The 23,852-nt window shown below is 36.1% G+C and carries 18 protein-coding genes and 1 riboswitch; of the genes, 10 read left to right on the top strand and 8 right to left on the bottom strand.

Features of this window, described 5'->3' with window-relative positions:
- Window positions 1-578: 578 nt before the first annotated feature.
- Window positions 579-1,151: a DUF5317 domain-containing protein gene (locus JR050_RS15875; RefSeq protein WP_204204503.1), complete on the top strand. Its 573-nt coding sequence runs from the start codon at window positions 579-581 to the stop codon at window positions 1,149-1,151.
- A gap of 179 nt (window positions 1,152-1,330) precedes the next feature.
- On the top strand, window positions 1,331-3,190 hold the full coding sequence (locus tag JR050_RS15880) for a diguanylate cyclase (RefSeq protein WP_430392892.1): 1,860 nt from the start codon (window positions 1,331-1,333) through the stop codon (window positions 3,188-3,190).
- A gap of 35 nt (window positions 3,191-3,225) precedes the next feature.
- Here the strand turns inward: JR050_RS15880 and JR050_RS15885 are convergent, their stop codons facing one another.
- Window positions 3,226-3,573, bottom strand: coding sequence for a DUF805 domain-containing protein (locus tag JR050_RS15885; protein WP_204204504.1), 348 nt, complete (start codon window positions 3,571-3,573; stop codon window positions 3,226-3,228).
- A 398-nt stretch (window positions 3,574-3,971) separates the two neighbouring features.
- Here JR050_RS15885 and JR050_RS15890 point away from each other — a divergent pair, with 398 nt between their 5' ends.
- The 4 genes from JR050_RS15890 to JR050_RS15905 all read left to right on the top strand — a co-directional run bounded on the left by JR050_RS15890 (window position 3,972) and on the right by JR050_RS15905 (window position 9,000).
- Window positions 3,972-5,711, top strand: coding sequence for a two-component system sensor histidine kinase NtrB (locus tag JR050_RS15890; protein ID WP_204204505.1), 1,740 nt, complete (start codon window positions 3,972-3,974; stop codon window positions 5,709-5,711).
- Window positions 5,712-6,044: 333 nt separating this feature from the next.
- Complete coding sequence (locus JR050_RS15895) at window positions 6,045-7,766, top strand: two-component system sensor histidine kinase NtrB (RefSeq protein ID WP_204204506.1); 1,722 nt, start codon at window positions 6,045-6,047, stop codon at window positions 7,764-7,766.
- A 72-nt stretch (window positions 7,767-7,838) separates the two neighbouring features.
- Window positions 7,839-8,321, top strand: a complete 483-nt coding sequence (locus tag JR050_RS15900) for a hypothetical protein (protein ID WP_204204507.1) — start codon at window positions 7,839-7,841, stop codon at window positions 8,319-8,321.
- Window positions 8,322-8,331: 10 nt separating this feature from the next.
- The gene (locus tag JR050_RS15905; RefSeq protein WP_204204508.1) at window positions 8,332-9,000 is read left to right on the top strand and encodes a hypothetical protein; all 669 of its coding nucleotides are present in this window, start codon (window positions 8,332-8,334) and stop codon (window positions 8,998-9,000) included.
- Window positions 9,001-9,443: 443 nt separating this feature from the next.
- On the opposite strand, the gene JR050_RS15910 is transcribed toward JR050_RS15905, so the two are convergent.
- Complete coding sequence (locus JR050_RS15910; RefSeq protein ID WP_204204509.1) at window positions 9,444-13,022, bottom strand: Ig-like domain-containing protein; 3,579 nt, start codon at window positions 13,020-13,022, stop codon at window positions 9,444-9,446.
- 279 nt (window positions 13,023-13,301) lie between these two features.
- Window positions 13,302-14,168, bottom strand: coding sequence for a nitroreductase family protein (locus JR050_RS15915; RefSeq protein WP_204204510.1), 867 nt, complete (start codon window positions 14,166-14,168; stop codon window positions 13,302-13,304).
- A 278-nt stretch (window positions 14,169-14,446) separates the two neighbouring features.
- Here JR050_RS15915 and JR050_RS15920 point away from each other — a divergent pair, with 278 nt between their 5' ends.
- The 3 genes from JR050_RS15920 (at window position 14,447) to JR050_RS15930 (ending at window position 17,568) form a co-directional block, all read left to right on the top strand.
- On the top strand, window positions 14,447-14,854 hold the full coding sequence (locus JR050_RS15920) for a hypothetical protein (protein WP_204204511.1): 408 nt from the start codon (window positions 14,447-14,449) through the stop codon (window positions 14,852-14,854).
- A 190-nt stretch (window positions 14,855-15,044) separates the two neighbouring features.
- Window positions 15,045-15,884, top strand: coding sequence for a hypothetical protein (locus JR050_RS15925; protein WP_204204512.1), 840 nt, complete (start codon window positions 15,045-15,047; stop codon window positions 15,882-15,884).
- 202 nt (window positions 15,885-16,086) lie between these two features.
- On the top strand, window positions 16,087-17,568 hold the full coding sequence (locus JR050_RS15930; protein WP_204204513.1) for a S8 family serine peptidase: 1,482 nt from the start codon (window positions 16,087-16,089) through the stop codon (window positions 17,566-17,568).
- Between the two features lie 23 nt (window positions 17,569-17,591).
- Here the strand turns inward: JR050_RS15930 and JR050_RS15935 are convergent, their stop codons facing one another.
- The 5 genes from JR050_RS15935 to JR050_RS15955 form a co-directional block, all read right to left on the bottom strand.
- A complete protein-coding gene (locus JR050_RS15935) occupies window positions 17,592-17,918 on the bottom strand; it encodes a hypothetical protein (protein ID WP_204204514.1) in 327 nt (108 codons plus the stop codon).
- 108 nt (window positions 17,919-18,026) lie between these two features.
- Complete coding sequence (locus JR050_RS15940; protein WP_204204515.1) at window positions 18,027-19,001, bottom strand: ABC transporter permease; 975 nt, start codon at window positions 18,999-19,001, stop codon at window positions 18,027-18,029.
- Window position 19,002: 1 nt separating this feature from the next.
- Window positions 19,003-20,487, bottom strand: coding sequence for a sugar ABC transporter ATP-binding protein (locus JR050_RS15945; RefSeq protein WP_239454436.1), 1,485 nt, complete (start codon window positions 20,485-20,487; stop codon window positions 19,003-19,005).
- A 70-nt stretch (window positions 20,488-20,557) separates the two neighbouring features.
- Window positions 20,558-21,673: a sugar ABC transporter substrate-binding protein gene (locus tag JR050_RS15950; RefSeq protein ID WP_204204516.1), complete on the bottom strand. Its 1,116-nt coding sequence runs from the start codon at window positions 21,671-21,673 to the stop codon at window positions 20,558-20,560.
- Between the two features lie 155 nt (window positions 21,674-21,828).
- Window positions 21,829-21,938: riboswitch (SAM riboswitch) on the bottom strand.
- Between the two features lie 241 nt (window positions 21,939-22,179).
- The gene (locus JR050_RS15955; protein ID WP_204204517.1) at window positions 22,180-22,377 is read right to left on the bottom strand and encodes a hypothetical protein; all 198 of its coding nucleotides are present in this window, start codon (window positions 22,375-22,377) and stop codon (window positions 22,180-22,182) included.
- A gap of 66 nt (window positions 22,378-22,443) precedes the next feature.
- Between JR050_RS15955 and JR050_RS15960 the strand changes: the two genes are divergently transcribed.
- The gene (locus JR050_RS15960) at window positions 22,444-23,769 is read left to right on the top strand and encodes a short-chain fatty acid transporter (protein WP_204204518.1); all 1,326 of its coding nucleotides are present in this window, start codon (window positions 22,444-22,446) and stop codon (window positions 23,767-23,769) included.
- Window positions 23,770-23,852: the final 83 nt, after the last annotated feature.

Consider the following 23,852-nt stretch of genomic DNA (forward strand, 5'->3'; position numbering starts at 1 on the left):
TTTGTTTATATATTTCGAATACTCTTATAGATATTATTGTTGAGGAAGCAGAGGGAAGACCCTCGTGCCTTTTCAAGATACATCATATTTTCTTTACGTGTCCCAAAAGGTTAACGTCAATAGCTTAGCTTATCTACGTCTCTTCTACGACTTTTATTTGATCTTCGTTTTTCTCTTCCGCTGATATTTGCTCTATTTCTCTACAAATATCATATAAATCTTCAACAATCTCCCTCTTCTCTCAACTAGCTTTGACGTCCATGTAATTCCCCCTAGCTGAAATTTAAACCACTTAGTGGAAACAATAATATGTAAATGAACATTTCAACTGTAAAGTGTTACCTGGAAATCCTTTTAACGGACATAAAGATGAATTAAAATTTGAATAATATTACAACTCCACCTTATGGGTTTTTTATCCATTTTTAACCCTTACTTATGAACATTTATACCTAGTCTCATTTTCCCATTTATTTAAACTATGAATAATTTATATTGAAATACTTTCTAAATTTGCTAACATTTAGTTAGTTTAAAAGAAAACATTATATATCGATATCACTGGTTGGAGGATTTTTATGGTATTTGATGGGATTATCATTGCAATAATTATTGCACTTTTTCGCGGAGGAAACTTCTTAAATTTAGCTGATATGAAATTAAAGGCTAAGTGGATTTTCCCAGTGTTGCTTCTAGTACAAATTGCCGTTTTTTATTCACAGAGCAAAATTGATCTGATTGGTACATATAGTAACTATATCTTTATACTAGTCTACGTTGTTGGACTTATATTTCTATGGATGAATCGGTCACAAACAGGTTTTACACTTATATTTATTGGAGTATTACTCAACTTTATCGTAATGGCTTTAAATGGTGGGAGGATGCCGGTTTCACCAGAAGCAGCAAGTATTCTTGATCCATTCTTTATTGAGGCTTTAAAAGATGGCCTTTACGCAAAGCACACACTTATTACAGAATCTACTAAACTTGCACTATTAGGAGACATCATTCCGCTATCTGCACCTTATCCAAAAGAGCAAGTAATTAGTATCGGTGATGTAATTATGAACATTGGTGTATTCATTTTTATTCAAAAACTGTTGGTAAAACAAAAAGTAAAAGAGACAAAGATCGAGGCAACACTTTAAAGGAGGTGAAAAAAATAATGAACGCAAGAACAAAAAATGCTATTATTAATCTATTAGTACTAGGTACTGTAATTATTGCTTTAACTTCTGGCTATAGACTTATATAATTACTAGTATAAGGAGTAACTTTAGATCAAGTTACTCCTTATACACTTAGAATCGGCGAGAGTGATTAACGAATGTCCATGACAACACTAAAATTAAACCACATATATGTTGCCTTTATTAGTATTCTTGGTATGACTTTGTTTATTATTAACCTAGATTACCAGGTTAATAGTCTTATGAGTTGGGTCCTCATTTATACCTTGACTGGTGCTGTTATCCTACTTAACCACTTTATTATTGTTTTAATTCCCTCTGGCAACGGTCTTTCTATGGATTCCTCCATATATTTAGCTTGTATTTTTATTTTCGGAATCGAAATACCACTACTTGTTCTACTAGCTAGTAGCGTTATTTATTTGATTGTTAGGTACAAAATTAATTGGTGGAAACATTTCTTCAACTTTGGGATGTACTCATTAACAATCATTGCTTCATACTTTACCTTTATATATACCGGTGGGGAGATTGGCGCTGTTGATATAAAGAACCTTGCACCCTATGCTATATCTCTATCTGTATATTTTTTGCTTAATGTAGTAATTATTTGGCTTTTCTTCTTTTTTTCTTCTCCCCAGCCATTATTTAGTGCTATTAAAGGAGTTGTCAACAAGGGGATTCTCAAAGAATCCATAATGAGTTACCTTAGTACGCTCATGTTATCCTTAGTCTTAACAATCTTAATGAGCGTGGAATTATTTTTTGGTTTATTCTTATATACTATATTATCTGTTCTTTTATCCTTTGCCTTTACAAAATTCTTTAACTTATACAAAGGATTAGAAGAAAAAGCCTCTAGAGATTTCCTAACGAGTCTCTATAATCACGGCTACTTTAAACTTCGTTTAGAAGGCTTGATGCCTTCAGTTGAAGATCGATCGGAACCTTTTAGTGTTGCTTTATTAGATATTGATGACTTCAGCCGTTACAACGATATGAATGGACACCTACAAGGAGATGTTCTATTAAAGTATTTTGGTGAATTTCTTAAAGATCGCGCAGCAAAAAAAGATTACATAGTAGCACGCTACGGCGGAGAAGAATTCGGTATTCTTATGCCGGGTACATCTCGTAGTGAAGCCTTCTTATTTTTAAATAAACTTCGTAAAAAATTAAATGATACATATATATTTGGTGCAGAGGATCTTCCTCTTGAGTGCATTTCCTTCTCTGGTGGAATTGTTGAGTATGAAAAAGGAATCATGGATTCAACAGAGCTACTGAAAAAGGCTGATAAAGCTCTTTATTATGCAAAGGCACAAGGTAAGAACAACATACAAATTTATAATGAAACGAATGATGTATACCAAGATGATTTACAAATCTTCAAGGATGTTGAATCTCTTGAACAGCAGTTGCAAATTTTCCTTTCAAAGGATATGTATACGTACCAGCATAGTAAGCGTGTCTTCAGATACGCAGCAGATCTTAGCGAGAAGTTACATTTAACAGAAAGTGAAAAGCGCTCACTAATTCTAGGAGCTCTCATCCATGATATTGGTAAACTTGAAATTCCTCGTGATGTGATTAATAAAAAGGGTGCTCTTGATCATCACGAATGGGAAATGATGAAAAAGCACGTTACGTTTGGTAAGGAAATTGTGGCTTCAACGAAGAGGTATGATGAATTATTACCATTAATTGAGCTACACCATGAACGCTTTGATGGTAGAGGGTATCCATACGGATTAGCTGGAGAAAGTATTCCAAAGCTAGCTAGAATTTTATGTGTGATTGATTCATTTGATGCGATGACGACAGAACGACCATATCAAGCGACAAGATCTTTTGAAGACGCGATCGAGGAATTACGCGATTGCTCTGGCAAACAGTTTGATCCACAATTTGTAGAGCCATTTATTGAAATGATTGAGGAAAAGTATCCTGACCGATTAACAGATTATGAGGATACAACAGCAAACCTGCTATCATAGTTGATAGCAGGTTTTGTTTGTAACAATTATTGTTCTTAGCTATACTTCGGATTTGGTCCGTACTGATTTTCGCCCTCTTGGCTATCAGAAACCGTAAAGACAAGTAGTACAATTGCTCCAATGATCGGAATTAAGCTGATTAATAGCCACCAGCCACTTCTTCCAGTATCATGTAAACGACGTACACTTACAGCAAGTGAAGGTAATAAAACAGCTAATGAATAAAGTCCAGTTAACATTGATTCTAAACCAGTGATTGCTTCAACAATTGCAAGCACAATACTAACGATTACATTGAATAAAGTAAACATCCAGTATTCCTTACGTCTTGCTCTGCCTTGAAAGCCTACATAATTTTTCAATACTTTCAGATACCACTCCATGTAGACACCTCCTATGTATGATTTTTCTTATAGTTTTGAAAATTACTATAACATTATTAATATAGCAAGATTCAAAAGTTTTGTATATAATTGTCGAAAATTAGGAGCTTTCTTCCTATAATTCTTTCAACAGTTATATACAATTAAAATATATTTTCGTAACTTAAAGAAATGCATCTTTTCATAAGAAATTTGTTTCATATTTATAAATTCATCCTTTGAACCGATATATAGATTGATAGAAAATCTCCAATCGTAACCAAAAATCACCATTCATGGTGCTATTTACTTGTAAATTGATTTCATACTATTATATTGAATAAGTACAGTTTATCGATTAATATAATACTTATGACCTAGTAATTTAGAACTATAAAAATGATAAAGAGTGATACTTCATGAGTAAACCTGAGAAAATGAAATTCGGTACAATTTTATACGTTAGTCTTACTGCTCTTTTTGCACTAACTTTTCATTTTTTCCACTTATCGATCCCAGAGCTTTCTTATAGTACCGAGATGTTATTTTTTTTGCTACTGTCTTTGTCATTTTCCATCATACTTTTAAATAAATATATAATTCTACTTCCTCCGAGAGGGACAAATCTTAGTACAGACTCTACTATTTATCTTGCCTCCATCTTTACACTTGGTATCGAAATGACGTTAGCTGTTTTATGTTTAAGTAGTATTATCCTTGCAATAGTTGAAAGACGATTTGAATTGTGGAAGCATCTCTTTAATTTTTCAATTTTTACGATAATGATTGTTGGCTCGTACTATACTTATATCTTTTTAGGCGGCGAAGTAGGTACCCTTAATCTCTATACAACTCATGCCTATCTATCAACATTAATTATCTATTTCATCTTAAATGTTTTATTAATTAGTATTCATTATTACATCGTTTCTCCTAATCAAGTTATGGCTATTATCACTGGATTTCTAAAGGAATCTGCATCACATTATTTTGTTGTGTTAGCTTTATCGTTAATTTTGGCAATTCTTTTAGATACAGTTCCAATCATGGGTATCATTTTGTTTACTTTTGTAGTGTTATTGTTTTCACTCATACTCCGGCAATATCACCTTCTTTATGATCAAGTAACCAATGACACAATATATAGAGAGCAAATTTTCAACTCATTACCGGTAGGAAGTATTATTTACGACGAGAGAGTACTAACATATACTCTAAATGAAACCGCTAAACACATACTAGACTTGACTGCAGCAGAACTCGATACCCTTGTGAAGCGCAAACAAACTATTCATAATAAAGAATTTTGGGATGTTTTGCTGCTTAATAAGAAGATTCAAAATAAAAAAGTCTATTATACAAACGGTGAGAATACTTACCTGTTACTCGTATCTCAATCTGATTTACATGATCAATTTAATATGTCTGTTGGTCGTATTGTTACGTTTACAGACATCACCGAAATTGAACAGCTAGAAAAGAGAATCTATCAATCTGAGAAGCTAGCGATACTAGGTGAAATTTCAGCAAAGGCTGCCCATGAAATTCGTAATCCATTAACTGTTATTTATGGATTTTTAACTCTTATGAAGCAATCTTTTTCCGATAATGATAGAGAGCGGTATCAAATTCCACTCATGCTTACCGAATTTGAGCGTATTAACTCGATCATCGACGAGATGCTTTCGATGGCTCAGCCGCAAATGCCAACGTTAGTAGAATGTTATATTGAAGATGTTGTTGAAGACGTTCTAACCTTGCATAGGCAAATATCGTCAAAATCCATAAAGTTTGAAGTGAAATTAGATCGTGTTCCTCTTTTCGTTGATAAGCGTCAGATGACACAAGTGTTATATAACCTGATTCGAAATAGTTCAGAAGCTATCGATTGTGCAGGTACAGTATCTATCTATTCAAAAGTAACTCATGACTCATATCAACTATTTATTAAAGATGATGGATCGGGTATACCTTTTGAGCTTCAAAGGACGATTTTTGAACCGTTTCTTACATCAAAAGATTCTGGGACTGGACTAGGATTGACGATTGTTCAACGAATCATCGAAAACCATGGTGGTACGATTGAGTTGTATGAAAGTTCAAAGAATGGAACTACTTTTTTAATTTGTATTCTTATAGGAAAGAGGAAGCTTGTGTAAATTTTAAGCTTCCTTTTTTCGTTTTTACTAGTTTTGCATGAATCAGATCATAATAGTTTGATAGACAGGTGGTAGTTACCCGTCCAAACACTAGGGCATTACAGGAATTTTTTTTTGTGAACACACTGTTTGTACTTCTGAGTATGTACATAACAAGAATCTAACCGATATAAAAGATAATAGAAGGAACTCACTAAAAACTAAATAGCAACATTTATGTTGCTATTACGTATGGTATATCATTTCAGTATATTGATTTAGCAACGCTCATCAATTAAAATAATGTTTATAGCTAGTAAAAAAGAACTATAAAACGATAAAGAGTGGTACAACATGAGCAGTCTTACGCCAACTAAACCAGTGACCAACATCTATTTATTAAGCTTATCTTTAGCTGCTGGAATTCTTATAACAATGACATTCACTATACCAACGTTATCTTCATTTCCTGATTGGATATTAGTGTTGTTGATGTCCTCTGCGATTGTCTTATTAAATCATTATGTTATCTTCTTACCCCCCAATGGAAATGGCTTATCCATGGATTCCGCCATTTATTTGGCCTCTATCTTTGTTTTTGGAGTAGAATATTCATTAATGTTGTTATTGGTTAATAGTATGGTAACTCTTATCCAAAGAAGAACGATGGAAATGTGGAAGCACCTCTTTAATTTTTCTATTTTCACTATTACGATAATAACCTCATATTTTGTATATATTTTGACTGGCGGGGAGTTAGGGCAACTTAATCTCGTTCACTTACATTCATATGTTCTCGCCTTAATTTGCTATCTTTTTCTAAATGTCTTGTTTATTGCTTTTTATTTTTGGTTCAACTCTTCAGACCGCTCTTTTACTATCATTCGAAATATTTTAAAGGAATCAGTTTCAAATTATGTCATCATCTTAGCATCGTCGCTAAGTCTAGTTACACTTTTAGTTACACATCCAATCTTTAATATCATTCTCTTTACGTTTATTATTATATTGATTTCAAATGCACTTAGAGAATACCACTTACTATATGAAGAAGTATCGATTGATAAAGCGTTTCGCGAACAAATCATGAATTCAATTCCAGTTGGTATTGCGACATATGACTTTAGAAAACAAAAATATACACTCAACACCACCGCTAAACAAATATTAGAGATTGAATCCGATCAATTAAAAGAGAAAATTAATAAGAAAAATACAAATCGTGAATTTTGGGACATCTTTTCTTCAAAGTACAATATCCATAACAAGAAACTACATTTCAATACAGTACAAAACCATTATCAACTACTAGTTTCCAGGGCCGATCTACTTGATCAATACGATACTGCGGTTGGTAAGATCTATTCATTTATTGATATAACCGAAATTGAACAGCTTGAAAAGAGAATTTACCAATCTGAAAAGCTTGCTTTACTTGGGGAAATCTCGGCAAAGGCAGCTCATGAAATTCGTAATCCTCTAACAGTTATTTATGGATTTTTAACACTCATGAAGCAATCCTTATCTGACAGTGATAAAAATCGTTTTCAAGTACCGTTAATGTTACTTGAATTTGAACGCATTAATTCAATTATTGATGAGATGCTTTCCATTGCCAAACCTAAAGAACCATCATTGGTTGAAGGTTATGTAGAAGACATCCTGAAAGATGTTCTTGCATTATATAAACAAAGCTCTTCGCAAAATATAAATATTGACGTTGACTTACACCCTATCAAACTGTTACTAGATAAACGTCAAATGACACAGGTGCTTTACAATATGATTAGAAATAGTGCCGAAGCCATTGGTTTTGCCGGAACAATATCTATATTCTCTAAAGTTACAGTTGATACGTACCAAATATTTATTAAAGATGACGGGTCTGGAATACCGTTAGAGTTACAAAAAACTATTTTCGAGCCATTTTTAACCTCGAAAGATTCAGGAACAGGCCTGGGATTAACTATTGTTCAAAGAATTATCGAGAACCATGGTGGATCTATTAAGCTTTTTGAAAGTTCGGAGACTGGCACTACGTTTATCGTTAGTTTACCCCTTCAAATAAAAACGTGAATTCTTTAGAGTTCACGTTTTTCTAATTGTTTATCTTCATTTTATATGTGAAACTGATAATAAAAGGAGTTTATGCTGAAACCTACTGATAAACATTACGCTGAGAAGGTATTGAAGTATCTTTTCTTAGGATCACAGATTGACAGTATCGAGTTTGGTCTATCTTCCAAAACAACAAAAATCTACTTTGTGAATTATACTAAATTAAATCATTTTGCAGGTAAACTGTATTTAAATATTGAATCTAGTTGGTGTATCGATAATCAGTCTTTTCCTACCGAACAGTTGGGATTATTAACTTTACAATTAGATATAGCTCGGAAGCAAATCTATGAAAATCGGAGCCAAAAGATTGTAGATATTTCTTTAGGAGAAGTGTCTCCACACCTAGAGTTTACTTTAGAAAATGGACGGACTCTCTATGTCTATGGATATCATGATCAATATGAAAGTTGGGAGGCTGGAGTTCAAGATGCCCCCGATTGGTTAGTGGTAGCTATTCCAGGTAATGATATCGCTGTTTGGTCAACGGATGCGTTTGATTTTGAAGATTAGGAGAAGAAATATGCAACTAAAAGAGATTCTCTTGCAAGATTTTACGAACAAACAAAAGAAAAATGAAATTGGCTTTACCCTTCAAACTAATCTTTTTCAATTGTTGTTGAGTAAGTATTTACAAGGTATACATACTCAAGATGTAGAATATCTTCATGTCTATTGTTTAGGAAATTTAACCGAAATCACATATGATTCATATACAATTGAAAACGGACTAACTGTTAAAATCCCTTATAACCCCATACAATTCCTTAATTTACAGAGTTACGAAGAAAAATTTTCAGAATATAAAAGAATTCTAGATTCTTTTATAGCTCCTGTTTTTCTAGAAAAAGGATGGGATTACACACCTGTAACAAAAGCATTAAATGAAATAAAACGTCATGAGGGTAAACTTGAATTTCCATTGAAAGGAACGCCTAAGAAAAATCCTAATCGAAAATACAGTGCTTTCGTATATGGCATACACACCATCACTTCCTTTCAACTGATTGGTAAAATACTGGATAAAAACGGAGAGTGTTTAGCAGAGAAACTCCTTGTAGAGGAAGTCCCAAATGCAAATATTTATAGACGGTTTTTAGGACAAGCTAAATGGATCGATAATTACAACTTCCAAGTATTCTCTAAAACTAGTAAATGGGTTGAAACCATTACTATTAAAAAGGATGATTAACTATATGAAAGTTTCTCAAGGCAACTTTACAACTGATCTGCGCTCAAAAATTATACACTTGGAAAATGAACTACATTCGGCTTTGAATGATGCAATAACTAAATTTGAGAAAAAGTTTTATAAAAAGGGACTAAAACTTGAGGGTAGTTTTGAATAAGAAGGAGAAGATTACTTTACACCTGGCTATCATTCTTCTATCACACTAGGAATATTAGACCCCGAAGGTGAACTGCTTGATTTACACATCATTCCAATATGGAAATGTGAACGATCTCTTCTCGGTATTCCAGTTTCCCAAAAGGTATTTGGCAGTAAACTCATCGGCGAACTGTTGGATGAAACGATCGTTGAAATAAGGCAGGAGCTTATGGAATATTTAGTAGAGCAATTATCAACATGACTAAAATAAAACCTCGTCAAGTATTATGACGAGGTTTTGCTATTTATCTTACTTTTATATAGGTTTGTTCACTTTCATTTTTAGATGCATCGGTAGACGACACGCCTAGTGTAACCCCTCTTTTTTGCCTTGAGATTTTCAATTTATATTTCCCATATCGATCAGCTTTTGCAGTACCTAGTATTGTAGTTCCTCTTTTAACCTTCACAGTACTGTAGGCTTCTGCTTTCCCTGTAACATAATAGGATTTTGAATAAACAGCGTTTACTTTAGGCGCTCCTGGTGCAATACCGTCAAGAACTGTTATATACGTTGTACTACTTTTGTTCCCGGAGAGATCAGTTGCATTTGCAGTTAGTTTAACTCCCACTTTCTGTACAGGAATTCTAATTGAGAATGTTCCTTTTGAAGTTGATGTACCATACCCTATTATTCTAGTACCACTGTATAATCTTACAATAGAACCTGGTTCTGCTTTACCAGAAGCCGTCGTTGTATTATTTTTTACAGCATTAAACATTGGTTTATTTGGTGCAGTAATATCTACAACCTTTATTGTAGTTACTTTACTGCTATTGCCTGCTTTATCGATAGCCTTTATCGTAAGGATCGTTCCAGCTTTTTGAATAGGTATAGTTAGCTTATATGCACCGTTTGAAGTACCGTAACCAATTTGCCTACTGCCGACATACACTCTAACTACGGCACCTACTTCAGCTTTCCCACTAATCTCCTTAGATTGATCCGTGACTTTATTAACTTGAGGTGCTCCTGGTGCAATAACATCTTTTACAATCAGGGTTACTGGTTTGCTACTATTACCGTAGTTATCTTTACTGATAATAGTAAGCATTGCGCCTTCCTTCTGAACTGGTATTGTAATAGAGAATGGTAGTCCCGCTGACACAGTCTTGTTAAAAAGTTGGGACCCTATTTTTACCTCTACAGATCCTGTCTCACTTGAGACTCCAGTAACTGTTGTCGTAAGATTGGTGACAGAGTTTACAGTAACTATTGGTGGTGTCGCGTCCTTAACTTTTATTATCTTTACTAAGCTTATATTACCTGCTTGATCTTCTGCGTAAAATTTTAATTCTACATGTGCCGTTATCATTGGAATATCTGCACTAAATTCACCTTGATCATTAGCATTTACCTTTGCAATAACTTCCTCATTCAAACTAAATACTACATATGAGAGAGGCTCGGCCGTTCCACTTACTAATCTCGTTTGGTCTGTAATGGTTGTCGCAATGTTTGGTATTTCTGGTGCAGTTTTATCAACTACAGTCACTATAGTTGGTTCGCCCTCTTGATTTCTTTCGTTTAATGTAACTACCGTTAGTTTTGTACCGACTGGTTGTTTTTGTATCGCAATGTTAAAGCTACCTTCTGATGTTGATATTCCTTCATTTACAAGGATTGTTTCCTTATAAATTTCCACTTTTTTATTAGGGCTCGTTTTCCCAGTAATATAATTAGACTGGTCTGAGATTGTATCTACTTCTGGTGCACCGATCTTTACTAACGGCATTACCTCCGTTATGAACGGATCACTACTATTTCTTGAAGAATCAGTGGCTATAATTTTAATTTTGTTCCCTGCAACAAGGCCTGTTACTGAATAAGAAAAATGGCCTTGGCTGTTTGCTTGAAGTTTTTCGCTTGTTTCTTCATTAACATACAACTCAAGAATTGCATTAGGCTCAGTTTTCCCTTCAATTACCGTATCTCCTTCATAAATCGTCGATACTTGCTCAATAATAGGTGAAACGTAATCAGCAACCCTTTGCTCTACTTTTGTCGTATTCCCACTTGAATCTGTAGCTTCAATTTTTAGCCACGTACCCGCTTCCTGTCGGGGGATAGGTATGGAATAATAACCATAGTTATCTGTCTTACCGCTAGTAATTATAGTACCTGTGCTATTGTAGATATATATTGTAACGTCAGTTTCCGATCTTCCCGTGTAAAAAACATCAGCATTTGAGAATGCTCTTGGTGATATCGTTGGCTGTTTAATATCTATTACTTCTAAGAGTACACTTTCACTACGGTTGCCTTCAGTGTCTACTGCCGTAACTTCCACAATATCTCCTTTTTGTGTGTTAAAAAAGGTAACTGTAAATCGCCCGTTGCTGTCACTTAGTGAATCACCAATAGACAGATTATTTACTCTCACTTGTAGATTCGTATTAGGCTCAGTAATACCAGTAACAAAATCTTGGTTATAGTTTAATTTTACTTCTGTCAGACTAGGAGCCTCCGACTCTTGTTTTTCTTTTACAATAACAGTTGTAGGGTCTGTCTTTTGATTTTCAAATGTACTGTACACAGTAAGTAGATTTTGATCATCTTGTTGAGAAATATTAATTTCAAACTCACCAGTAGCAGATGAAGTTCCAGTTCCAATGATGTGGTTATCCTGTTCAACTACTACTTGTGTCTCGGGTTTCGTTAAACCTTCTATAACAGTCGATCCCGGTTTGACTGGGTATACAATTGGTTTTGCATTCCAAAAAGAAGGTTGAACTGTGTAATACTTAGGTTCACTAGTTTTATTAGAAGTATAGGAGAATAACTCTAATACAGTGCCCTTTAATTGTCTTGGAACGTAAAACGTAAACCTTCCTTTATTAACAGTCGTTTCGTGCCAAACGACATTACCTGATATTGACTTTGTTTTTAATACTACTTTTGTAGCATTTGGTGCTGTTCCTTTAAACGTAGTACCTTCATATGCAGTGTCTCCCTCAAGTTGAGGAGTCTCTAATGTTGGTAATGCATAAACAGTTGGAAAAGCAGATGTTGCAATTGGGCTAACCTCAGTATTAGTTGATAAACCCATAGAGTCGTATATCATTCCATTTATTTTTGCTAGGATGGAAGTGTCCCAGTAGTTGTTTGCTACATTTATAGGTGAATTATTATCACCTGTTAGATACAAATGAATATGGTCATTGTAGAAGTTGTTATTTTGTATCACTAAGTTGTTCGGTTCTGTGCAATTATAAGTGTAGCATGAGACCTCTATGTCTCTACTCTCATGATTATAAAATGTATTCCCTTGAATAAAAACTTTCTCTGTTACGATACCAGTTACATGTAATCTTCCTTCATTATGAAATAAGTTTTGAGAAATGATTGCATCCACATTCGTACCAGAGAGTTGAATACTTCCATATGCAAACTTACTGTTCTTCATGGAGAAGGTAGAATTTCTATTAAATACTCCTGCAATACCTGTTTTTCTCCAGTCTGCAAAATTAATAGATACTGTTCCTCCAGCTTGACCATTAAGATAAACATCCTCTAAGACGACTAATTCTTCCTGAGATCCTTGTATATCTAGATTACCTTGTACAGTAAGTTGCTTTACATTACCTAGAATCTCTACCCCCGGTTCAACACGCAAAGTTGCACCAGATTCAATCGTCACATTGTTCTTCATCGAATACGGTGAATTACTTTTTACTAGCGTCAAATCTTCGGTAATCGTGGATGGAATTTCAGTTGGTGTTATAACTGTAGTTGCAGAAGCTGATATTGTCGTGAATGGTATAGAAGTAAACAGAAGAAAACAAGAAAGCAATAATGAAGTGCTTCGTTTAAATAGTTTCATATTATGTCTCCATTTTTTTAATAGTTATAGATATATAATAATGGATGTTCGCATTTTTGAGGAAGTACTATTTATTACAAAATTACGGAAGTTTTTGACAAATGCAAACACCAATAAGAAAAGATGTTCACGCATACGTGAGACATCTTTTTGTGTGAAACATTGCTTTGTGAAACAAGAAAAACCGGGTGGTGCCTGGCACTTGTCGACACAATCGTTACGAAACAAGGAAAACCTATTGATGCCTCGCACCACTAGGTTGATATGTCCTTTTAGCAATCAACTGTCTATTTTCCAACTAACAATATACTCCACATTCTCATTCGGGACCGGTTTTGTTTGCTCCTCAATTTTCCAATCTCCGCTAATATTTAACTCCTGACATGCCAATTCAAACTGGCACATCGCAATGCCCATGTCTAGCAATTGCATGTCATATCCAAGGCTACTGCTATAATTCGGTGTATGCTCTATATAAAAGTGACATTGTTTGCGGTCTTCTGAAAGTACTAATCTCCATGGTTGTTTGTTTGAGGCCGATGGACCAATTCTGACCATTTCAATTGGGGTCTCGAGGATTCCTGCCTTTTCTTTTGTTAAAGGTATCTGAAAGTTACCGTCATAGAAAAGCTTTTCCCATGGTTTTTTATTATCTGCTTTTACGACATATCGAAGGGCTATGTCAAACATTCTTCCTTTTTCTTTTGGATATCCGATTGGGGTAATACAAGGGATAAATTCATCTATACCAAGAGATATTTCCTTCTCAAAGGACGTTCGATTAAAAGTACCTCCCATCCAGCACGTTCCGATGTCTAGACCTGTAACATATAAAACAAGCTTATGGAAGATGTATGCGTACTCGACAAGTGAATACTTATTATTTTGAGTAATGCCCACAAGATAACTACTCGGATTCTTGATAAAACCATAGGTACCTAACTTAATTCCTTGATCTGTAACATTTTTTGTCACCGGTATCCACTCGATTTTCCCATTTCCTCCAAAGGGACCAATTAGGTTTTGAGGGTTGTTTATGTATTCACGTATTTGGGAGACATCGCTATGTTCTAATGCTCTTTCTTCAAATGTACGTATTGATTTACGTTTTCTCATTGTATCTATCATAGATTGTGTAGTTGTCATATGATCACTCTCCATACAAGGCTGGTTATTTCCCATCCTAATTTTATAATAGAATAAAGAATTTAGCCTAATTTATGATTAGGACTCCTAGGGGGTAAAGTGATTCCCATTAGATATACAAGAGTAACAGTATTGTATTCTAGCACCTTTGCATTTACTATTTATAACATAGTAGATTTCTAGAGAAAGTGAAATGGATTGATAGCCAACTTTCCACGTATCTTCAAAACTAGCAAATGGGTTCAAACTATTACTTTATCATGCAAAGGATGAAATGTATGAAAATGACTCAAAAACACTTTACACCCGAATTACGTTCAAAGATCGAACATTTAGAAACTGAGCTAAATAAGCTTCTTATTGAATTATTTAATAAGCATGAAAGTAACTTTTTAAATAAAGGACTTAAATTAGAAGTTAGTTTGGAAAAAGAGGGAGAAGACTATTTTGAACCTGGCTATCATTCATCAGCAGCACTCGGTGTATCTGAAGAGACTGTTGATTTAATTGATTTACATGTTATTCCTATATGGAAGTGTGAACTGTCATTACTAGGTATTCCTGTTTCAAAGAAAGTAGTAGGTAGTAAAATTACCGGTGAACTTCTAGATGAATCCATTCAGGAAGTGAAACAGGAAATCAATGAGTATTTAAAAGAGATGTTAGAGATGGATTATAATAAATAATATACAAAAACCTTAAGGATTTAGACAAAATAAAACTATCCCATCAGACTGATTGAAAACGGCTTTCGAAGCCGAATCCTTGTGAGGATCGGAGTTACCATAGACGTTAATGACTACCGGAGCAAAGGGAGCAACAAAGAAAGCAAGTAATAGTCGTATTAAATATTTTGCCGTTATGGAGTGAAGGGAAATGCAATTCGTAGGAAAGTATAAACAATTACCTCAGATCTTTAAGAGGTTGTTAAGATTAGAGAAAGCACTTCTAAAGGAAGGATATTCATTAGATCAAGAACTTAGCCTTGTACTTCAGACTGACTATTTTTATTATGATATAACACCATATGATGTCATTACTTTTGCAAGCACTGGATGTGATGGTATTCATTTTGGTTTATTAACTGATTTTGGGTCGGTTTCTAATCTTGAAGAAGCATTTGTCGTCTCGATTTGCCCAATGGATTTTGATAATCCTATTAAAATCGTTGCACGGAATCTAAAAGAGTTTATTAGTCTCGTATGTACATTAAGAGGTGCTGTTACAATTTCAAACCTTCATTTTTTAGAAAACAGAGAACAATACCTTAATTTAATCGAGGAAATAAAAATAGAACAATTGGAAGAACCTGAATATGCCCAGAGAGCTAATTATGTAATAGAGAAATTACTGGCAACTATTTCGTTGGACATAATTGAGGATGTATATGAGTACGTAGAGAAAAGAGTACCTCATGTAAGAGAGAAACAAACAGTATTGCCAACTCTTGATGGAATTGGTATCCCTTTATTAAAAACTGTAAGTAACAAAGTTACAAACCGTTTTGAAGTATATACTGATACTGAAATTGAGCTTGATGATATTCGTACTTTCCTTGAAACTGCATCGTACGAAAGTAAGCTCGCCTTCATACGAGATGCTCAATTTACCTATCAAATCACTAATAACCTTGAAATTCGGCAATTAGTAATCAAAGAAATGATGAGCATGGAACTCTATGATGAAGTAGACCGATTAAAATACATTTATGATTAATAAAGGAGGATACCGTGACGAGGTATCCTCCTTTTACTATGTTCCGTGAAACATTTGTTTGTGAAACAAGAAAATCCGGGTGGTGCCTGGCACTTGTCGATAGTTGTCTAAATTTTCAAATATTTTACAGAGGTTTATCTCTTTATCTCATTGAATATATATTCTTGTAGTACAAATTTATAGAAAGAAAGGATGAAGTGATTTGAGAAAAGGCTTTTTAGTGTTTTTAGGTGTTTTACTAGCATTATCTTCTTTTAGTTTTAGTGCATTTGCTACACAACAAGAATCTACTGCTTCTCCGCAATCTTTTTTAGTAGTATTTAAGTCTGATAGTAGTTTGCCTTCAAACTATGAATCAATTATTGAGAAAGCAGGAGGAAAGGTTACATACGAGGTTTCCGAAATTGGAACTGTTGAAGCTACAACTAGTAACCCGACTGCATTTATTAAGTCATTAGTAAAGAATACTCAAGTTGCAAGCTTAGCACCTGCACTTGAAGTTAGTCTTGATCTTCCAGAAGTGGATGCTTCTGACGTTGAACAAGGTGATGTAGCTCCTGTTCCTGCTGATGAAAGTATTTGGGAAGCAGGTTGGCAATGGGATATCGAGAGAGTGACGAATCAAGGTGCTAGTCACGAGATCTCAAGTGGTAGCAAGGATGTTGTTGTTGGAATTATTGACTCTGGTATCGATTTCGATCACCCAGATTTAAAGAACAACATCGTACCTGGATCCAAGACATTTGTCCCTGGTACAACGGATGCATGGGATTTCAACAGCCATGGTACACACGTTGCGGGTACAATCGGGGCAAATGGTCGTATTAAAGGAATTGCTCCTGAAGTAGGGTTACGTTCATACCGAGTATTCGGAGCAACTGGCGGTGCCCAACAAATTTGGATTACAGATGCCATTATTGCTGCGGCTAATGATGGTGTAGATGTTATCAATATGAGTCTTGGTGGTACTCGTGTTATTGGTCAATGGTATTACACAGATCCAGCGACTGGTGAGAAGATCCGTTTAGGTAATGATGCGGCTGACATGGTAGCTTATAATCGTGCAATTCGTTATGCAACAAACAAGGGTGTTACAGTTGTAGCATCTGCAGGTAACGATGGTCAAGATTTAAGTAACCCAGCTAAATTAGCAGATTGGTATAACGCTACTTTAGATGCTAGTCCTTCAACTGCTATGTATGATGTACAAGGTGCAGCGTTTAAGGTCCCTGCACAAACTCCAGGTGTCATTACGGTTTCGGCCCTTGGTGGAGGATTCGGAACTGAAGATCGCTTAGCATTCTATTCAAATTATGGAAATGGAAACATCGACGTATCGGCTCCTGGTGGAGATCTGGGTCCAGACTACAATGGAACTCGTGTACCTGGTGATTACAAGTGGCTAGTACTAAGTGCAGTTCCAACTTATTTAAATTCACCGACTGGTGTAGCGATGTTTGGAACTCAAGGTTATGGTTGGAAAGGTGGAACATCAATGGCTTCACCACAGGTTGCTGGTGTAGCTGCTGCCTATATTGCAAAAGTATATGAGGAAACAGGTAAGAAGCCGTCTCCAAGCCAAGTACAAACACACCTACAGCAAACAGCTGAAGATGCAGGAAAGAACGGTTATGATCCAATCTTCGGTCATGGTGTAATCAATGCATACAATGCAGTAAAGTAATAAGGAAAAAGAGAAGCTAACATTTAATTAGTTAGCTTCTCTTCTTTTATTACTACATTTTGTTCGCTTTTTTCTTCAATCACTAACTCTAATCCACCAAACTTACTTGCAAATTTATTGTAAATATACGCCACAAGCATACCCATTAATCCATAAATTCCTATCATGAACAACGGAAAAACAATATAAGGAACACCAAAAAACAGTAATTCTGTATTACCACTTGCGACACCAACGATTGTAATGATGATACCGATGAGTGCCATCAAAGCTAATGGGACACTTCCAATAAATAAGATCGTTTTAAACATAGATGTAACGCCAATTTGTTTAATTTCAATTTTTTTCAATGGTATTTTTCTCCTTTAGTGTTTTCTATCTTTAATATCGGTTTCAAAATGATATTATTTATGACTAAATAAGAAAAGGATAGGAGGCTAATTCTCCTATCCTAAGATTCAACGTGTTTTGTAGTATGTCAGAGCAAGCGCAAGCGCCAATACTCCACCTTTCACAATATCCATCGCAAAGTACGGTACTGACATCATGACGAGTCCGTTTTGAAGGATCCCGATTAATACTGCTCCAATGAATGTTCCAAATGCGTTAGGTTTACCCGCGCCTAGTACGGAGAATCCAATGAATGCTGCGGCTACGGAGTCCATGAGGTAGGGTGATCCTGCGTTGATTTCGGCTGTCATGACTCTGGATGCGAGGACGATTCCTCCGATTGCAGCGAACAGTGCTGACATGAGGTAGGCGGCCACTTTGTATTTGTTTACAGGGATACCTGATAATCTTGCTGCTTCGATGTTACCACCAATCACGTACATGTATCTTCCGTGTTTTGTGTAGGTGAGGAAGATATGCACAAAAATAACGACTAACGCCATGATAATGATAATCCAAGGTACTTGACCGATCTTCCCAAAAAGTGGACTAATTAATCCTTCTGCAAAAGATCCATCTGGCATGATCATGTTTTGTGAAATTGTTGCTCCCCTTGTATAGGTGAGTGCAATTCCTTGGATGATGAACATCATCGCTAGGGTAAGAAGCATGTCAGGAATTTTTACTTTTACGATTAGGATGGAATTTAGCACACCAACAAGTAATGCCGCAATTAACGCAGCCATAATTGCAATAAACGTGTTTTGTGAAAACCAAACAAACATTGAAATGACGATTGCATTCGATAATGAAGCTATAGACCCTACCGACAAATCAAATCCATTCACGGAAAGTGATATCGTAATTCCGATTGCAATAATCGTTACAATGGAGATGGATCGCAAGATGTTGATGATGTTGTTTCCTTGAATAAAGGAAGGATTAGCTGCAGCGAATACAGCAATTAACACAACAATGGTTAAGATCGTTCCATATTTATATAAAAAATTTAAAATAGCGTTTGAGCTTGATGTACTCTGCATGCTAGTTGCCTCCTGCTGAGTAATATAAGATTTCTTCTTCATTTGTTTCGGATGTGATTAATTCTTTTAAGAACTGACCGTCGTACATGACATACATTCGGCTTGATAGCCCCATAATTTCTGATGTTTCTGATGAAGCATAGATGACTGCTTTGCCCCGCTTCGCTAGACCTACAATCAAATTAAAGATATCTTTCTTCGCTCCCACATCAACACCTTTTGTTGGTTCATCAAACATGTACACATCCGCGTCTGTTATGAGCCATTTGCCGATTGCGATTTTTTGTTGATTTCCTCCTGAGAGGTTTTGAACAAGTGCGTCTGTAGAAGGCGTTTTAATTCCTAGTTGATTGATTAGTTCTACTGCTTGTTGTTTTTCTTTTTTTAAGTTTAGAAAACTGAGAAAAGAAGTAAATTGATTTAAGTTGGCCGCCGTTAAATTAGTGGAGACAGTCTCCGAGACTAGTATTCCTTCTTTTCTACGTTCTTCTGGAACTAATGCAAGACCATGCTTCAAAGCTTCATATGGGCTTTTTGGTTTAATCTTTTTACCGTTTAAATAGATGCTACCTTGAGTTATTTTAGAAAGCCCAAATAACGTTTTACACAGCTCTGTCTTTCCTGCTCCTACTAATCCAGCAATTCCAACGATTTCCCCTTGAGATGCAGTCAGTGAGATATTTTTTACTTTACTAGAATCTGAAAGTCCTTTAGTTTCTAATAAAGTAGTCCCTACTTCTCCATCATGACTTGGGAACTGTTCTTCAAGCTTTTTTCCAAGCATTTGCTCCACGACTTTATTTTGAGTAGTGTCTTTGACTTTTTCTTTTGAAACAAACTCGCCGTTTCTCATGACCGTGATTTCATCACACAGTTCGAAGATTTCCGGTAAGCGGTGTGAAATAAAGATCACTCCAACATCATTTCTCTTGAGGTCCCCCACAATTCGGAACAGCTCTTTTGTTTCATTTTGGCTAAGAGGTGCAGTTGGTTCATCTAAAATGAGAAACTTACACTCCGTTGAAATGGACCTTGCGATTAGAACCATTTGCTTCTCGGCAAGTGTTAGCTCACTTACTAGTTTTTGAGACTGTATGTTTACATTCAATTTCTTCAGAACTTCAGTAGCCTTTTTATGAAGCTCCTTCCAGTTTAAGAAGAGCTTTTTGGATTCATTTAGCATAATATTTTCGCCGACTGATAGGTAGGAAACGAGTGCTGTATCTACTTCCTGGTACACAATTTGAATTCCATTATCTTGTGCATTCTTTGGTGTACGAATCGGTAGATTTACGCCATCTATCTTGATTTCACCTGTGTAATGATTGTAAGCACCAGATAGTACTTTCATTAACGTTGATTTACCAGCTCCATTTGCACCAATTAATGCATGAACGGAACCTGTTTCAGTTGTGAAATCAACGTTTTGTAATGCTTTAACACCTGGGAACTCAATGGAGATGTTTTTCATATGAAGTGTTGCCATTTGCTGCCCTCCTCCTAAAACAGGCAGAACACTCTCCTTTTTCAGTAAGAAGAGTGTCCCCTTAGGGTTTTTACTTTGTATAGTGATCCTTTAATACCTTCATCCAGTCTTCTTCAAAGGCAGTGGAAGTTCCCCATCCGTCAATGATTTTTGCAAGGCTTTCCATGTTAACAGCCCCATCCGCTTTACGAAGGTCCTCTTGTGAAATTAAAGATGCTTCAAGGTCATATGTTTCAGGTGTTTCTTCGTCAGCTAGCTTCTTAGCAAGTAAACGTAAGTTCACTGCACCAATAAGCTTTGGATCTACTGCTGCTGTGTATTTCCAAGGACTGTTTTCAGCTTGGATTTCTTGGAGGTCTGTGTTCGATACGTCGATACCGTAGATTTTAATTTCATTACGTCCTGCTTCTTGGATTGCGCGTGTTGCCCCAATTGCAAATGCATCCCATGCTGCAAAAATCGCATCAATTTCACCTTTTGGGTGCTTATTTAACATAGCTGCTACTGCGTTTTGCGTTTGAACGGAAGTGTCAGCTGCTGCTACTCCAAAACGCTCAACTTCTTTTATCCCAGGGTTTGCTTTTAATGTTTCTTGGTACACCGCGTTACGACGAACCATTGGAGGGAATCCGTCTACCCATAGGTATACGATATTTGCTTCACCGTTTGTTTCTTTTACAAGTTGATCAAGTGCCAGCTTTGCTAGTGCTTCGTCGTCTTGAGAAGTAAGTGTTACTCCACCAACCGAAGCGATATCTGGGTTCGAGTCAAATGTGACAACTTCCTTGCCAGCTTCCTTTAGCTTCTTTACTCCTTCAACTGTTGCTGCATCATCACCGTGAGAGATGATTACTCCATCATAATCTTGCGTTGCTGCTTGATCGATTGCATCTAGGAACTTGGCAGAATCTCCATTTGCAGTAAATACATCCACTTCAAAGCCTAGTGACTCCCCTTCTGCTTTTGCCCCTGCTAAGTATTGTGCTGTATGATCATCTCCGCCAATCTTACGGATTACTTTTATCTTTGCTCCTTCACCTGCTGCGAATCGTTCCGGTACGTTTTCAAAGGTTACCTTTTCTTTTGTAACAGCTGTTTCTGAATTTCCACCTGCTGAACAGCCTGTTAGTAGTAAAGAGAATGCTAATGCGGATGTTAATGCTGTTTTTACAATTGTTTGTTTCATGTTTGAATTTCCCCTTTTTAGTTAGTTTGGCGTTTATGTAACTCGTCATGGTATGTGCACGTACCATCACTACACGTAAACAAGGGAGAGGAATTACGTGAACGTAAAAAGCCTCTCGACGATTCGAGAGGCTTTCACAATGTATGTGTATTCCTCTCTTATCTGTCAAAACAAATACTTGTTTTGCAGGATTTAGCACCAATTCCATAAATGGAACGGTTGCCGGGCATCATAGGGCCAGTCCCTCCGCCTCTCTTGATAAGAGAATTGCTATTAAATTCAGAATTTAAGATTCATAGATAGTACTTTAATACGATTGTGCAATAAAGTCAATATATTTTCTAAACATGTGTTATTAACAAGAACTTTACACTTTTCATAAATACAGTTAACAAATTCCTGATAAATTGTAAATATAAGACATAACCTATATGGGTGGTGCTGTAATGATTATGAAAACTGGAATAAATTTCATTATACTCATGGCACATTTTTATATCTTATAATTACCATACGTTTTCGCTTATATGCTGTAATAGATCTACTCCCCTTGCCCTATAGTAGGGCTTTTTTATATTCTTCAATATCTTCTCTTTCATCTTATGCATTTCAATTATGATTTTATAAAGTCCAAAACTACTAGTAGAATACTTCTCTTCTTTCCTCACAAAGGTGCTCAAGGCCAACTTCAATTCTCTATTCATAACTTGTCTCCACTATTCATATAGTTTAGTAGAGTTTTAGCACAATTATGAAAAGGAGGATATGTTATGAAGGGACTTATCTCATTATTCAACCGTATCATGCAACGTTATTTACCTGATCCATTTTTGTTTGTTGTCATTTTGACGTTTGTTGTGTTTGGTCTTGGGTTGATTTTTACAGACAGTAATCCAATCAACATGGTTCAGTATTGGGGAGATGGGTTTTGGAGTTTACTAGCATTCTCGATGCAGATGGTGTTGGTGCTTGTTACTGGGTATGTGTTGGCATGTAGCCCTATTTTCAAAAAGGGATTGGGTGCTCTTGCAGGAAAAGCAAAGTCTCCTAGTCAGGCAATTATTTTAGTAACCGTGATTTCGGTTATCGCAAGCTGGATTAATTGGGGATTTGGGCTTGTTATTGGGGCTCTTTTTGCAAAGGAACTCGCTCGTAAAGTTTCTGGAGTGGACTATAGACTCTTAATTGCAAGTGCCTACTCTGGGTTTATTGTATGGCATGGTGGCTTTTCAGGATCCATTCCACTAACGATTGCGACAGAAGGTCATTTTTCACAGGATTTAATCGGTATTATTCCAACAAGCCAAACGATTTTCGCAACGTTTAATGTTGTTATTGTTCTTGCATTATTTCTAATACTACCAGTTCTAAACCGCTTCATGCATCCCTCAAAAGAGGAAACCATTACAGTCGACCCGGCTTTGTTGAAAGATGAACCTTCCTCTAAAGATGCGAAACATGATTTTTCATCGATGACACCAGCAGAACGTATTGAGAACAGTAAAATTGTATCAATAGTTACGGCTTTACTCGGTGTCAGCTTCCTTGTTTATTACTTCGTAAACAACGGATTCAACCTAAACCTGAACATCGTTAACTTCTTATTCTTGTTCCTAGGCATTCTCTTCCATGGTACACCAAAGAGGTTTTTGGATGCAGTATTGGAAGCTGTAAAAGGTGCAGGTGGAATTATCATTCAGTTCCCGTTCTACGCAGGAATTATGGGTATGATGACAACTTCTGGTTTAGCCGCCGTTATGTCAGAAGCCTTCGTGGCGATTTCCAACGAGCACACCTTCCCATTCTTTGCATTCCTCAGCGCCGGAATCGTCAATTTCTTCGTCCCTTCCGGTGGTGGACAATGGGCCGTTCAAGCACCTGTTATGCTTGAAGCAGCACAAACGCTCGGTGTGTCCTATGCAAAGACAGCCATGGCCGTAGCTTGGGGAGATGCATGGACGAATCTCATCCAACCATTCTGGGCTCTCCCTGCACTAGCTATCGCAGGCTTAAAAGCAAAAGACATCATGGGCTACTGCGTCATGATTCTCCTTGTCAGCGGAGTAGTAATCTCTCTTGGATTCCTATTATTATAGATCGAAAGCTCACCTATTTTAGGTGGGCTTTTTCTATGCTTTGTGCGTGTGAAACATTTTTGTGAAACAAGAAAATCCGGGGC

It is taken from the genome of Bacillus suaedaesalsae (assembly GCF_016890225.1).
Taxonomy (GTDB): domain Bacteria; phylum Bacillota; class Bacilli; order Bacillales; family SA4; genus Bacillus_BS; species Bacillus_BS suaedaesalsae.

Bases quoted from the DNA above. Each gene is read 5' to 3' on its own strand.
- JR050_RS15875 (WP_204204503.1), top strand. From the start codon at position 579: ATGGTATTTGATGGGATTATCATTGCAATAATTATTGCACTTTTTCGC.
- JR050_RS15880 (WP_430392892.1), top strand. From the start codon at position 1,331: ATGTCCATGACAACACTAAAATTAAACCACATATATGTTGCCTTTATT.
- JR050_RS15885 (WP_204204504.1), bottom strand. From the start codon at position 3,573: ATGGAGTGGTATCTGAAAGTATTGAAAAATTATGTAGGCTTTCAAGGC.
- JR050_RS15890 (WP_204204505.1), top strand. From the start codon at position 3,972: ATGAGTAAACCTGAGAAAATGAAATTCGGTACAATTTTATACGTTAGT.
- JR050_RS15895 (WP_204204506.1), top strand. From the start codon at position 6,045: ATGAGCAGTCTTACGCCAACTAAACCAGTGACCAACATCTATTTATTA.
- JR050_RS15900 (WP_204204507.1), top strand. From the start codon at position 7,839: ATGCTGAAACCTACTGATAAACATTACGCTGAGAAGGTATTGAAGTAT.
- JR050_RS15905 (WP_204204508.1), top strand. From the start codon at position 8,332: ATGCAACTAAAAGAGATTCTCTTGCAAGATTTTACGAACAAACAAAAG.
- JR050_RS15910 (WP_204204509.1), bottom strand. From the start codon at position 13,022: ATGAAACTATTTAAACGAAGCACTTCATTATTGCTTTCTTGTTTTCTT.
- JR050_RS15915 (WP_204204510.1), bottom strand. From the start codon at position 14,168: ATGACAACTACACAATCTATGATAGATACAATGAGAAAACGTAAATCA.
- JR050_RS15920 (WP_204204511.1), top strand. From the start codon at position 14,447: ATGAAAATGACTCAAAAACACTTTACACCCGAATTACGTTCAAAGATC.
- JR050_RS15925 (WP_204204512.1), top strand. From the start codon at position 15,045: ATGCAATTCGTAGGAAAGTATAAACAATTACCTCAGATCTTTAAGAGG.
- JR050_RS15940 (WP_204204515.1), bottom strand. From the start codon at position 19,001: ATGCAGAGTACATCAAGCTCAAACGCTATTTTAAATTTTTTATATAAA.
- JR050_RS15945 (WP_239454436.1), bottom strand. From the start codon at position 20,487: ATGGCAACACTTCATATGAAAAACATCTCCATTGAGTTCCCAGGTGTT.
- JR050_RS15950 (WP_204204516.1), bottom strand. From the start codon at position 21,673: ATGAAACAAACAATTGTAAAAACAGCATTAACATCCGCATTAGCATTC.
- JR050_RS15955 (WP_204204517.1), bottom strand. From the start codon at position 22,377: ATGAATAGAGAATTGAAGTTGGCCTTGAGCACCTTTGTGAGGAAAGAA.
- JR050_RS15960 (WP_204204518.1), top strand. From the start codon at position 22,444: ATGAAGGGACTTATCTCATTATTCAACCGTATCATGCAACGTTATTTA.